This is a genomic window from Mesorhizobium sp. (assembly GCF_024509055.1).
Taxonomy (GTDB): domain Bacteria; phylum Pseudomonadota; class Alphaproteobacteria; order Rhizobiales; family Rhizobiaceae; genus Mesorhizobium.
On record NZ_JANINM010000481.1, the window covers coordinates 1 to 12,481 of the forward strand.

At 64.1% G+C, this 12,481-nt stretch carries 12 protein-coding genes and 1 pseudogene; 11 read left to right on the plus strand and 2 right to left on the minus strand.

The features are described 5' to 3' along the window. On the minus strand, positions 1-552 hold a 552-nt coding region (locus Q0L57_RS27895), incomplete at its 3' end, for an efflux RND transporter periplasmic adaptor subunit (protein WP_296746298.1). On the opposite strand from Q0L57_RS27895, the gene Q0L57_RS27900 reads away from it, so the two are divergent. Beyond that, the gene (locus tag Q0L57_RS27900) at positions 536-1,813 is read left to right on the plus strand and encodes a 4-aminobutyrate--2-oxoglutarate transaminase (RefSeq protein ID WP_296746299.1); all 1,278 of its coding nucleotides are present in this window, start codon (positions 536-538) and stop codon (positions 1,811-1,813) included. The two genes, Q0L57_RS27895 and Q0L57_RS27900, sit on opposite strands and share 17 nt — an antisense overlap. Before the next feature lie 162 nt (positions 1,814-1,975). Here Q0L57_RS27900 and Q0L57_RS27905 read toward each other — a convergent pair whose 3' ends face one another. After that, positions 1,976-3,217, minus strand: a complete 1,242-nt coding sequence (locus tag Q0L57_RS27905) for an FAD-dependent oxidoreductase (protein ID WP_296746300.1) — start codon at positions 3,215-3,217, stop codon at positions 1,976-1,978. A gap of 433 nt (positions 3,218-3,650) precedes the next feature. Between Q0L57_RS27905 and Q0L57_RS27910 the strand changes: the two genes are divergently transcribed. The 10 genes and pseudogenes from Q0L57_RS27910 to Q0L57_RS27955 all read left to right on the plus strand — a co-directional run. After that, positions 3,651-4,952 (plus strand): imelysin family protein, encoded by a 1,302-nt coding sequence (locus Q0L57_RS27910; protein ID WP_296746301.1) that lies wholly within the window; start codon positions 3,651-3,653, stop codon positions 4,950-4,952. A 49-nt stretch (positions 4,953-5,001) separates the two neighbouring features. Then, positions 5,002-5,313: a (2Fe-2S)-binding protein gene (locus tag Q0L57_RS27915; protein ID WP_296746302.1), complete on the plus strand. Its 312-nt coding sequence runs from the start codon at positions 5,002-5,004 to the stop codon at positions 5,311-5,313. Next, on the plus strand, positions 5,279-5,764 hold the full coding sequence (bfr, locus tag Q0L57_RS27920) for a bacterioferritin (protein WP_296746303.1): 486 nt from the start codon (positions 5,279-5,281) through the stop codon (positions 5,762-5,764). Before Q0L57_RS27915 ends, bfr begins: the two co-directional genes overlap by 35 nt. Before the next feature lie 12 nt (positions 5,765-5,776). Continuing rightward, a complete protein-coding gene (locus Q0L57_RS27925) occupies positions 5,777-7,378 on the plus strand; it encodes a di-heme oxidoredictase family protein (RefSeq protein ID WP_296746304.1) in 1,602 nt (533 codons plus the stop codon). Then, positions 7,378-8,457 (plus strand): imelysin family protein, encoded by a 1,080-nt coding sequence (locus tag Q0L57_RS27930; protein WP_296746305.1) that lies wholly within the window; start codon positions 7,378-7,380, stop codon positions 8,455-8,457. Before Q0L57_RS27925 ends, Q0L57_RS27930 begins: the two co-directional genes overlap by 1 nt. A 3-nt stretch (positions 8,458-8,460) precedes the next feature. Then, positions 8,461-9,576 (plus strand): DUF1513 domain-containing protein, encoded by a 1,116-nt coding sequence (locus Q0L57_RS27935; RefSeq protein WP_296746306.1) that lies wholly within the window; start codon positions 8,461-8,463, stop codon positions 9,574-9,576. A 125-nt stretch (positions 9,577-9,701) separates the two neighbouring features. After that, positions 9,702-10,415: a tRNA (adenosine(37)-N6)-threonylcarbamoyltransferase complex dimerization subunit type 1 TsaB gene (gene tsaB, locus Q0L57_RS27940; RefSeq protein WP_296746307.1), complete on the plus strand. Its 714-nt coding sequence runs from the start codon at positions 9,702-9,704 to the stop codon at positions 10,413-10,415. Then, on the plus strand, positions 10,415-10,909 hold the full coding sequence (rimI, locus tag Q0L57_RS27945; protein WP_296746308.1) for a ribosomal protein S18-alanine N-acetyltransferase: 495 nt from the start codon (positions 10,415-10,417) through the stop codon (positions 10,907-10,909). The genes tsaB and rimI overlap by 1 nt, the downstream gene beginning before the upstream one ends. A 27-nt stretch (positions 10,910-10,936) precedes the next feature. Then, complete coding sequence (locus Q0L57_RS27950) at positions 10,937-11,737, plus strand: 1-acyl-sn-glycerol-3-phosphate acyltransferase (RefSeq protein WP_296746309.1); 801 nt, start codon at positions 10,937-10,939, stop codon at positions 11,735-11,737. Positions 11,738-11,868: 131 nt separating this feature from the next. Then, a pseudogene (locus Q0L57_RS27955) lies at positions 11,869-12,481 on the plus strand (tRNA (N6-isopentenyl adenosine(37)-C2)-methylthiotransferase MiaB); the annotation flags it as partial.

The following is a 12,481-nucleotide window of genomic DNA, read 5'->3' on the forward strand; positions in this document are numbered from 1 at the left end:
GCCCTGGTCGACATGCTGGCCGACATCGACCAGCCGCTCGGCGACGCGGCCGCCGACGCGGAACGACAGGTTGTTGAGCGTGCGCGCTGCGATCACGCCGGTCAGCGACGTCCTCGGCGCATAGTCCGCCAGCGCGACGGTCTGCGTCGTGACCATCACCGGCAGCTTCTTTTCCGCAGCCTGCTGCTTCTGGCAACCGGCGGCTGAAAGCGTGACGGCTGCGCACGTCAGCAGCAACAATAGGTTCGGACGAGGCAGCGGGCGGGGCGGCGAAGACGGCAAGGCGGACAGTGTCGCGTTCCTGCTCATGGTTCCCCTCAAAGCCGGTGGCGGCATGTCGCGGACAAAGGCGAGGATAATCGATCGCCGGGAAAAGGAAACCGTTTCCGCAGCGCGCATGACTGGGCTGGTTAAGATCGGCCGGGCAGGCCCAATCGACTGGCCGCGGGTGCCGACTTGAGGAAAACGTGAAATAAGGCCAGAAGAGGCTTCGACCGCATTAAACAGAACGGGCGCCTGCCCGATGAGGGATGATATGAAGAATTCAGCCATTTCCGAGCGCAAGAACCAGTCGATCTCGCGTGGCGTCGGCATGACCACGCAAATCTACGCCGACCGCGCCGAGAATTCGGAAATCTGGGACGTCGAGGGCCGTCGCTACATCGACTTCTCCTCCGGCATCGCCGTGGTCAACACCGGTCACCGCCACCCGAAGGTGATCGAGGCGGTCAAGGCGCAGCTCGACCGCTTCACCCACACCTGCCACCAGGTCGTGCCCTATGAGAGCTACGTGCGGCTGGCCGAACGTCTCAATGCCATGCTGCCTGGCAAGTTCGAGAAGAAGACGATCTTCGTCACCACGGGCGCCGAGGCGGTCGAGAATGCGATCAAGATCGCCCGCAACGCCACAGGCCGTCAGGCCGTCATCGCCTTTGGCGGCGGCTTCCATGGCCGCACCTTCATGGGCATGGCGCTGACCGGCAAGGTCGTGCCCTACAAGGTCGGCTTCGGCGCCATGCCGGGCGACGTCTACCACGTCCCGTTCCCCGTGCCGCTGCATGGTGTCTCGGTTGCCGATTCATTGGCGGCACTGGACAAGCTGTTCAAGGCCGATGTCGATCCGGCGCGCGTCGCCGCGATCATCATCGAGCCGGTTCAGGGCGAGGGCGGTTTCTACGACGCGCCGCGCGAACTGTTGACCGCGCTGCGCAAGCTCTGCGACCAGCATGGCATGCTCCTGATCGCCGATGAAGTGCAGACTGGCTTCGCCCGCACCGGAAAGATGTTTGCCATGGATCACCATGACGTGGCTGCCGATATCACCACCATGGCCAAGAGCCTCGCCGGCGGCTTCCCGCTCTCGGCCGTCACCGGCCGCGCCGAGATCATGGACGCGCCCGGCCCCGGCGGCCTCGGCGGCACCTATGGCGGCAGCCCGATCGGCGTCGCCGCAGCGCATGCGGTGCTCGACGTGATTGAGGATGAAAAGCTCTGCGATCGCGCCAACACGCTGGGTGCAAGGCTGAAGCAGCGGCTCGAGTCGATCCGTGACGACGTGCCCGAGATTGTCGACATCAGGGGGCTCGGCTTCATGAACGCGGTCGAGTTCAATGACGTCAAGAAGGGTGTGCCGTCGGCCGAGATCGCCAATGCGATCAGGCTGAAGGCGCTCGACAAGGGCCTGATCCTGCTGACGTGCGGCGTTTATGGCAACGTCATCCGCTTCCTGGCGCCGATCACCATCCAGGATAACGTCATGAACGAGGCGCTCGACATCCTGGAAAGCTCGATCCGCGAAGTCTGCGCCGCCTGATCGTTGATGTCGGCTTGGGCGGTTCCGGCAAGGAACCGCTCACCAACATCTATCTCGAGCTGTTGTGGTCAGGCTTTCGAGCCGACCTGGATGGTCCGAAGCCCAGAGCAATTCCAGGAAAAGTGCATAGCGGTTTTCCGTCCGGAATTGCGTCAACCAGCTCTAGGCTGGCGTCTTTGGTTGGAAGGCGGCAAGTGCTGCCTTCAGCGCCTCCGGACCGCCCGCGACCGTCTGCGGCGTCGGCGAAAAGCCGGCGCCAAGCATCTTGCGGCCAAGCATGTGGTCGGCGGGACGGTTGACGGATTCGATGCCGAGCAACCGGTTCCCGGCGAAATGATAGATCGAGAATTTGTTCTCGGCCGGCTCGCCCAGAACGACATGGTTGTCGCCGCCCTGGGTCAGTCCGACCATCTGCAATTTCATGTCGCCGATATCGGACCAGAACCACGGCACCGCCAGATAGGGTTCGACATGGCCGACGATGGTGCGCGCGGCGAGCCGCGCCTGGTCGGTAGCGTTCTGCACCGATTCCAGCCGCACGTCGCCGCCGGTGAACCAGTGGCGGTAGGAGGCGGCGTCGCCGACCGCCAGGACCTCGCGCATAGAGCTCTGCATCTGCTGGTCGACGCAGATGCCGTTGCCGGTGGCGAGGCTGGCGGCTTGCGCCAGTTCTACATTGGGGACGACGCCGATACCGATGATCACCATCTGCGCCGGCAGGCGCTCGCCGCTCGACGTGATCGCGGCCGACACGCGCCCTGCTTCGCCCTCCAGCCTGGCAACCGTCGTGCCGGTCAGGATGCGCACGCCGATCGCCTCCAGGCGTTGCCGCACATGGGCGGCGATTGCCGGCGCCACCGCGCGGCCGAGCAAGCGGTCGACGGCCTCGACGACGGTCACATTGCAGCCGGCGGCGCGCAACGTGGCGGCGATTTCAAGGCCGATGAAGCCACCGCCCAGGATGACCACATCCTCGGTTCGCGCGCTCAATTCGCGGATCAGCCGCGCGTCGGCAAGCGAGCGCAGCGACACGACGCCGCCGAGTTCCGTGCCTTGGAGCTTGAGCAGGCGCGGCCGTGAGCCGGTCGCCAGGATGAGGCGATCGAAGGCGAGCGTGCCGCCGCCCGAAATCTCCAGCCTTTGGGAAGGGGCATCGATCCTGTCGATCCACAGGCCCGGCCTCAAGTCGATGGAATTGCCCGAATAGAAAGCCTCGCCGCGCAACGGCTGCGGCTTTGCTTGGGCGTCCTTGATGAAGGTCTTCGACAGCGGCGGCTTGTGATAGGGCAACTCGTTCTCGTCGCCGACCAGGATGACGGGACCGTCATAGCCTTCCTCGCGCAGGCTAGCGGCCGCCTGCACGCCCGCATGACCCGAACCGACAATGACAACCCCGTTCTTCATCGCAGCCCTTTTTTGCCTTCAAATCTAGGAAGCTCCGCAAGGTGGCGATTGTCCGCTACCGCCGCAAGAGCCCCGTCCGGGGTCGCACCCGGAACGACCTCCTGTCAATCGCGGCTTTTGATGGTGTGATAGGACCAGTTGCCGATCTAAAGTTGATATTTGCAGTTTAGAATAATTCTAAACTATTGTTTCAATTGAATTTTCTCTGCCTGGCCAGTTGACTTTCGGCTGCTTCGCCGCTTTATGGAGGGCTGCGCCAAGAGCGCATTCCCTTTGATGTCTGGGCCTTGAACCCTTTCGATTGGAGGCATTTCGATGTCTTTCGTTCATGAACCGCGCCTGTGCGGTGTCTTTGCCCTTCCGATCAGTTTTGCCTGCCCCGGCGCCGTGCGCCGGCGGCTATGCCATTGAATTTCTTTAGGAGACGGGATTGATGAAAGCGATAATCACAGCGCGTTTCGGCGGCAGGCTGGCCGCGGTAGGCGCCACGGCGGTCCTGACGGCGGCCGTGTTCGTGCTGCCGGCGAAAGCAGAAACGGACGCCAGGGCGGTGATCAAGACCTATGCCGACATCGGGCTCGCCAAATATGAGGATGCGCTGACCACGGTGCAGGCGTTGGACAAGGCGGTCGATGCGCTCATCTCCAAGCCTTCCGCCGAAACGCTGAATGCCGCGCGCGACGCCTGGAAGGCGGCGCGCGTCATCTACCCGCAGACCGAGGTCTATCGTTTCGGCAACAAGGTCGTCGACGACTGGGAGGGCCAGGTGAATTCCTGGCCGCTGGACGAGGGGCTGATCGACTACGTCGCCAAGAGTTACGGCACGGAGTCGGATACGAATTCGCTCTATACGGCCAATGTCATCGCCAACAAGGAGATCGAGATCAACGGCAAGAAGGTCGACGCCTCGAAGCTCACGCCGGAGTTCCTGTCTGGGACGCTGCAGGAGGCTGGCGGCATCCAGGCCAATGTCGCGACCGGCTATCACGCCATCGAATTCCTGCTCTGGGGGCAGGACTTGCACGGCACGGGCCCGGGCGCCGGCGAGAGGCCCTACACCGACTATGATCTCAAGAACTGCACCAACGGCAATTGCGATCGCCGCGCTGAATACCTGAAGTCCGCGAGTATCCTTCTGGTTTCGGACCTGCAGAAAATGGTCGACAACTGGAAGGAAGACGGCGCCGCGCGCAAGGCGCTTGTCGATGGCGAGCCGAACGCTGGTATCTCCACCATCCTGACCGGCATGGGCTCGCTGTCCTACGGCGAACTGGCCGGCGAGCGCATGAAGCTCGGTCTCCTGCTGCACGATCCGGAAGAGGAGCAGGACTGCTTCTCCGACAACACCTACAACTCGCATCTCTATGATGCCGTCGGCATCCGCGATGCCTACCACGCTAGCTACAAGCGGCTCGACGGTTCAGTCGTTTCCGGTCCCTCCGTGTCCGATATGGTGAAGGCGACCGATCCGGCGATCGACAGGGAACTGTCCGCCAAGCTCGATGTCACGGTCGCAAAAATGGAAGCCATCAAGGCGCGTGCGCTTGCCGGCGAGGCCTATGACCAGCAGATCGCCGAAGGCAACGCGCAAGGCAATGCCACCGTCCAGGCGGCAATCGATGCCTTGATCGACCAGACCAAGTCGATCGAACGCGCCGTCGGCACATTGAAGCTCAACTCCATCGCCTTCGAGGGCTCCGACAGCCTCGACGCGCCGGACAAGGTGTTCAAGTAAGAGCTTTCGAGCCAGTACAAGCCAAGCGGCGCCAAGGTGACGCAAGCAAATGCTGATCTGCCATTGCAACATCATCACGGAAAAGGAGATCGAGCAGACGATCGTCGGTCTGCTCGATGAAGATCCGTGGCAGCTTATCGTGCCGGCCAAGGTCTATCACGCCATGCGCAAGCGCGGCCGTTGTTGCGGCTGCTTCCCAAATGTGGTGGAAACGATCATTCGGGTCACCGAGAACTACCACGCACGCTCGGAGGAGGGCGGCGCGGATATCGTTTCACATCTGGATCGGGTCAGAGACCTGCGCGTCCAATACGGGAGCAGATTCCATGAAAGGCGAACCGGAAATCATCGAGCGGCTTAACGAGGCTCTGTTTCTGGAGCTTGGAGCCGTCAACCAGTACTGGGTCCACTACCGTCTGCTCGAAGACTGGGGCTACACCAAGCTGGCGAAGAAGGAGCGTGCGGAATCGATCGAGGAAATGCATCACGCCGACCGTCTGATCGCCCGCATCATCTTCCTCGAGGGACACCCGAACCTGCAGTCGGTCGCGCCGCTGCGCATCGGCCAGAACGTCAAGGAAGTCCTCGAATCCGATCTCGCTGGCGAATATGACGCGCGCACCGCCTACAAGCGTTCGCGCGAGATCTGCCACGATGCCGGCGACTTCGTAACGATGAAGCTGTTCGAGGACCTGTTGACCGACGAAGAAGGCCATATCGACTTCCTGGAGACGCAGCTCGACCTGCTCGCCTCGATCGGCGAGGAGAAATACGGCCTACTCAACGCCGATCCGTCCAACGAAGCGGAGTAAGGACATGCGGGAATGCGGCGCCCCCTAGACGTCTTGCGCCGCTCGCGGCGGGCCGGATCCAGCGGCCTGCCGTTCCTGAAGACCCCGCGAAGCCAGGCGTTTCGCGGTGCGATCTTACTGACAATTGCGCTTTCCTGCCCGGCCTTGGCCGGCGAGCCTGGCTCGACCGGCCTTGCCACAAACCGAACCGACCTCACGCCGCAAGATCAGGCGCGCGTCTTGGCCGTAACGAAGCCGACCACCGATTTTTCCAGGCCGGAGCCGTTCGAGCTGATGCAGGGCGGCGCCGGCACATCGCGCAAGCACGCCGACCGCAATGCTTTCTCGCACCCGTCTGCGAACCTCACCTTCGAGGAAGAGGCGACCTTCAAGCTCGGTAATGCGATCTTCCGCAAGAACTGGGTGTCGTCGCCGTCCTCGACACAAGCTTCGGACGGACTTGGCCCGTTGTTCAACGAACGCGCCTGCCAGAACTGCCATGTGAAGGACGGGCGCGGCCGTCCGCCGGAAGGCGTTGGTACTACGTCGATGTTCCTCAGGCTTGCGCGCGACGCGAGCACCGAAGAAGAGAAAGCAGCGCTTGCCAACCATAAAGTGCTGAATTTCCCGGATCCCGTCTACGGCTCGCAACTGCAGGAACTTGCGGTCCCCGGCCTCAGGGGCGAAGGGCGCATGCGCGTCGACTATTCCGAAGAGAAGGTGTCGCTCGGCGACGGCACGACGCTTTTGCTGCGCAAGCCGCGCTATTCCGTCGACGATCCGGCCTATGGCCCGCTCGATCCGCGCACTACGCTCTCGCCGCGCCTGACGCCGCCGATGATCGGCCTTGGCCTGATCGAACAGATTGCCCCGGCAGATATCCTTGCCAATGCCGATGCGGACGATCGCGACGGCGATGGCATTTCCGTCCGACCGAACATCGTGCGCGACCCTCGGACGGGCAAACTCATGCTGGGCCGCTTCGGATGGAAGGCGCAGGCCGCATCCGTCCGCCAGCAGGCGGCCGAAGCCTTCGCCGGCGATATCGGAATCTCGACGCCCGAGGTGCCGAAATCCTGGGGCGACTGCACCGAGGCGCAAAAGGCTTGCCTTGCCATGCCGGACGGCGTGCAGGAGCGGCTTGGCGCGACGGAGGCGCCGCCACCGGTGATGGACCTCGTCACTTTCTATTCGCAGAACCTGGCGGTGCCGGCGCGGCGCGACATCGAAAAGCCCGAGGTGCTTGCAGGCAAGAAACAGTTCTACGAAATAGGCTGCATCTCGTGCCACACGCCGAAATTCGTTACCCGCCGCGACGCGGGGAACAACGCGCAGGCCTTTCAGCTGATCTGGCCCTACTCGGACTTCCTGCTGCATGACATGGGCGAGGGCCTCGCCGACGGGCAGCGCGTGGGGGATGCCACCGGCCGAGACTGGCGTACGCCGCCGCTCTGGGGCATCGGCCTGACCGCGACAGTCAGCGGCAATGCCTTCTATTTACATGACGGGCGCGCGCGCACTCTCGCCGAGGCGATCCTGTGGCATGGCGGCGAGGGTCGGAAGGCCCGAGACCGCTTCGCCGCCGCCAATGCCGCCGATCGCGACGCTCTGATCAAATTCCTGGAGTCACTTTGATGTTCAACCGACTGGCAACTGCATTTGCTCTTCCGCTGCTTCTCGCTGCCGCATTACCCGCTTGGGCGGAAGTCAAAGCATCCGATGTCATCGGGCGAGCGATCGACGGCTTCGTCCGCCCGGCCTATGCCAGCCTCGATGATCGCGCTAAGAGCCTGACCACGTCGATGCATCGGCTGTGCGACGCGCCGTCGGAGCAGAACCTCACGGCGGCGCGTACCGATTTTCAGGCTACCGTCGAGGCTTGGTCGGTGATTGAAATCGTCGCCTTCGGGCCGATCAAGGAGAACAACCGGCAGGAGCGCATGCTCTATTGGCCGGACCGCAAGAGCATCGGCCTGAGGCAGGTGCAGGCGATGCTCGCCGCGAAGGACCAGACCGCCACCGATCCGGCGCAACTGGCCGGCAAGAGCGTCGCCACGCAAGGCTTGGGAGCGCTGGAATATGTGCTTTTCGGCGACGGCGCCGAAACCCTTGCCAAGAAGGACGACCCTTACCGTTGCGCCTATGGCGCCGCCGTCGCCGGCAACATTGCGGCGATTGCCGGCGAGGTCCACGCGGCCTGGGACAAGCCTGACGGCTTCGCCTCGGAATGGGCCAATCCGGGCCAACAAAATCCCCTTTACCGCGACGGCACGGAAGCCGTCACCGAACTGGTGGGCGTGTTCGTCAAGGAACTCGAAATGATCCGCGACGTGCGACTAAAGGGCTTCCTGGGTGCAAAGTCCGACGCCGACAAGCCGAAGCAGGCCATCTACTGGCGTTCGCAGAACACGGCGAATTCGCTGGCCGGAAACCTCCGGGGTATCGATGAATTGTTCCAGGCCTCGAAGATTGGCGACGCGCTTCCGGCCGACGCGCAATGGATGGCCGGCTCCATCTACATCCAGCTTGCGAACGGCGCCGAGACGGCGAAATCCGTCACCGGTCCGATCGACAAGGCGCTCGCCGATCCGGAGCAGCGCGACAAGCTCGAGCATTTCGCGCTGATCACCTCCAGCCTCTCGACCCTGATCGGCACGAAGATGACCGCCGCATTCGGCCTGACCGCCGGCTTCTCGTCGCTGGACGGAGATTGATCGATGGCCTCGTCAAGCACGCCACTTCTCGACCGCCGCGATTTCCTGAAGGCCGCCGGTGCAGGCTTCGCCGCCGCGCTGGCGCCGCGCGCCTGGGCGGATACGCTCGCGGCGGATGCCGTCTTTGCCACAGCCTTCGTCAAACGGGACGGCGGCTTTGGCGCAGCCGTGCTCTCCGAAGCCGGCAGGATCCTACACACGATCGACCTGCCGGACCGCGGCCACGACGTCACTTTCGACCCGGTCTCTAAACGCTCGGTAGTCTTTGCCCGTCAGCCCGGCACCTTCGCGGTCGTCTTCGACCAAAGTGGCAGCGCCGCGCCGTTGACCATCGCTAGCATTGCCGGCCGGCATTTCTTCGGCCACGGCGTGTTCTCGCCCGACGGCGCCTTGCTCTATGCGACGGAGAACGATTTCGACAACGCCGCCGGCGTCGTTGGAATCTATGACGCGCGGGCGAGGTTCAAGCGCATCGGCGAGTTCCCGACCTATGGGATGGGGCCGCATGAATTGCTGCTGCTGCAAGACGGCAGGACGTTGGCGATCGCCAACGGCGGTATCGAGACGCATCCGGATTTCGGCCGCGCCGAGCTCAACATCGCGACGATGAAGCCGTCTTACACGCTGGTCGACCGCGTCACCGGCGATCTGATCGAGAAGCATGAATTGCCGCCTGCGCTGCATCAGCTGTCGATCCGCCATATGGATTGCGATCAGGCCGGCACCGTCTGGTTCGGCTGCCAGTACAAGGGGCCGAAGACCGACCGGCTGGCGCTGGTCGGCCGGGCAGCGCGCGGCAAGGAGCTCGAATTGCTGGAGATGCCGCAGGACGTTCTCTCCGGCTTCCGCAACTATATCGGCTCGGTCGCCGCCAATCCGGCGGCCGGCACTGTCGCCGTCACCTCGCCTGAGGGCAATTCGATGGCCGTCATCGACGCCGCCAGCGGGCGGGTGGTCGTAACCAGGTCGCTTGTCGAGGTCTGTGGCCTCGCTCCCGATGGCGCCGGCTTCATGGCGACCACGGGCGCTGGCGAGATACTTGGCGGGGCGGGCACGGAGCGCTCCGAGCCCGGTTATGTCTGGGACAACCACATGCTGCGCATCGTTGCCACGGCTTGATCGCCGTGCGCCGAAGCAAAGCCGCTTAACATTTGTGCGCGCTGGCCCTTGCAGTGGCGGGCCATGCCGGGCACAGGGAATTGTGTTTCGATCCAGTTCGTTAACGGCCATATGAAGCTGCCCGTATGAAGCTGCTAGCCATCGACTGCGCCGCGAGCCTCTGCGCCGCCTGCGTCTACGACGCGGACGCCGGCATTGAGCTCGGCCGTGAGGTGCTCGACCTCGGCAAGGGACATGCCGAGCACCTGATGGCCGTCATCGAGGCGGCGCTGAAGGCTGGCGGCGTCGGGTACCGCGGTCTCGACGCCATCGCCGTCTCCGTCGGTCCCGGCTCCTTCACCGGCCTGCGCGTCGGCGTCTCGACCGTGCGTGGCCTGGCTCTGGCGCTGAAAATCCCGGCGATCGGGGTAACGACGCTGGAAGCGCTGGCGGCGGAAGCGGCGGCCGCGTTCCCCGGCCGCGCCGTGCTTGCCGCGCTCGATGCCGGCCGCGAGGAGATCCACGCGGCGCTTTACGACGAGGCGTTAGTGTTGACTTACGGTCCGGCGGTTGCGACGCTTCCTGAAGCGACCGCGATGGCGCTCGACGCCTCCGCGGCCCTGGCCGGCACCGCGGCGCCACAGATTGCCCAGGCTGCTGGGCGCATGCTCGATACCGGACCGGTCGCCGCCACCGCGGACATTGCCACCTACGCCAGGCTGGCCGCGGCCAAGCGGCCGAGCGAAAGGCCGAAGCCGCTTTATCTGCGTGGCGCCGATGCGAAGCCGCAGGCCGGGTTCATTTTGCCGAGAAAAGATCGCGATCCCCACAAGCGGGGTTCCGGAGAAAAAGAGTCCTGATGCGCATACCCTTCTTCCAGCCGCGCCGCAGGGACTATGCGCTGGAGACGCTGACGGTTTCGGACAGCGCCGCTATTTCCGTGCTGCATCGCGAGGATTTCGTGCGTCCCTGGACAGATGGCGAGTTTGCCTCCCTGCTCGAGCAGGACACCGTGTTCGGTTACGCCGCGCGCGAAACCGGCCAGGGAGCAAAACCTCCGGTCGGCTTCGTGCTGGCGCGGCTGGCGGCCGGCGAGGGCGAGATCCTGACGGTCGCTGTCGCCCGCGCGCATCGCCGCCAGGGGCTTGGCTGGCAATTGATGGATGCGGTGCTGCGCGAACTGCACGCGCAACGCGCCGAGGCGCTGTTCCTCGAAGTCGACGAGACCAATGCCCCGGCGATCGCGCTTTACCGCAGGCTCGGCTTCCGCCAGGTCGGCCAGCGCCCGAACTATTACCGGTCGACCGAGCATGGACCGACCGGCGCGCTTGTCATGCGTCGCGATCTTCGCTAGCCAGACCGCGCGGTAGGGCGGGAGCGAATGATCAAGAAACTGCGGATTTTCCTGGCGCTCGGTCTCGTCGTCATCAGCTCTTTGGTGCTGGTGCCGCTGCAAATCCTGTCGATGAAGACAGGGCTGTGGCCTGAGACGGTCATCCTAAAGATCTGGCACGGCATGATCCTCAAGGCGCTCGGCATGCGCGTGCATGTGAAAGGCGCGCTTGCGAAGCAGCGCCCCTTGCTGATCGCGGCCAATCACATCTCGTGGACTGACATCATGGTGCTCGGCTCCTTCGCCGATGTGAAGTTCATCGCGCGGGCCGACATGGAAGGCTGGCCATTGATCGGCATGCTGTCCAAGCTGCAGCGCACCGTCTTCATCGAGCGCGAACGCAAGCGCACCTCCGGCGACCAGGCGAGCGAGATCGGCAGGCGCATGGCCAACGGCGATGCGATGGTGCTGTTCGCGGAAGGCTCGACCGGCGACGGCAATTCAGTGCTGCCGTTCAAGAGCACATTGTTCGGCGCGGCCTCCATGGCGATCTCGGAAGGCGCGGCTGAACAGGTCTTCATCCAGCCTGTTGCGATTGCCTATACGCGGCTGCACGGCTTCCCGATGGGGCGGCGCCACCGGCCGATGTCGGCCTGGATCGGCGACCAGGATCTGATGCCGCATTTGAAGGTCCTGCTCGCCGAAGGCGGGCTGGACGCCGAGGTGCATTTCGGCGAGCCGGTGCCGTTCTCCAAGGGCTCGAACCGCAAGGAAACGGCGCGGCTGATGGAAGCCAGGGTGCGCGAGATGATGCAGGCCGCGCTGGCGGACCCGGCTCCCAGCCGGTAGCGAGACGCGCCTCAGGCAGAATCGTCTGTTTTTTGTCACGGAAAGGCGTTAGAAGCCGCCCGATGGAATTGAACGCGATTGAAAGCCACGACATCGGCGCGGTGCCCGAGCATGAGCCGGCGCCTGCCGCAATGGCGAAGAAGGTCTTCGTCAAGACCTATGGCTGCCAGATGAATGTCTACGATTCCCAGCGCATGACGGATGCGCTGGCGGCGGACGGCTATGTCGCCACCGACGCGATCGACGATGCCGATCTGGTGCTGCTCAACACCTGCCACATCCGCGAGAAGGCGGCCGAGAAAGTCTATTCGGAGCTTGGCCGCATCCGCGACATGAAGGCGGAGCGCGCCGGGGCAGGCCGCGAACTCTTGATCGGCGTCGCCGGCTGCGTGGCGCAGGCCGAGGGTGCGGAGATCATCCGCCGCGCGCCGGCCGTCGACCTGGTCATCGGTCCGCAGACTTATCACCGTCTGCCCGATGTGCTTGCGCGGGTCCGCGGCGGCGAGAAGATCGTCGAGACCGAATACGCCGTCGAAGACAAGTTCGAGCATCTGCCGCAGCCGAAGCGCGCCGAGGTCGCCAAGCGTGGCGTCACCGCCTTCCTCACGGTCCAGGAAGGCTGCGACAAGTTCTGCACCTTCTGCGTCGTACCCTATACGCGCGGCTCGGAAGTCTCGCGCCCGGTGACACAGATCGTCGCCGAGGCCGAGCGCCTGGCCGAGGCCGGCGTGCGCGAGGTGACGC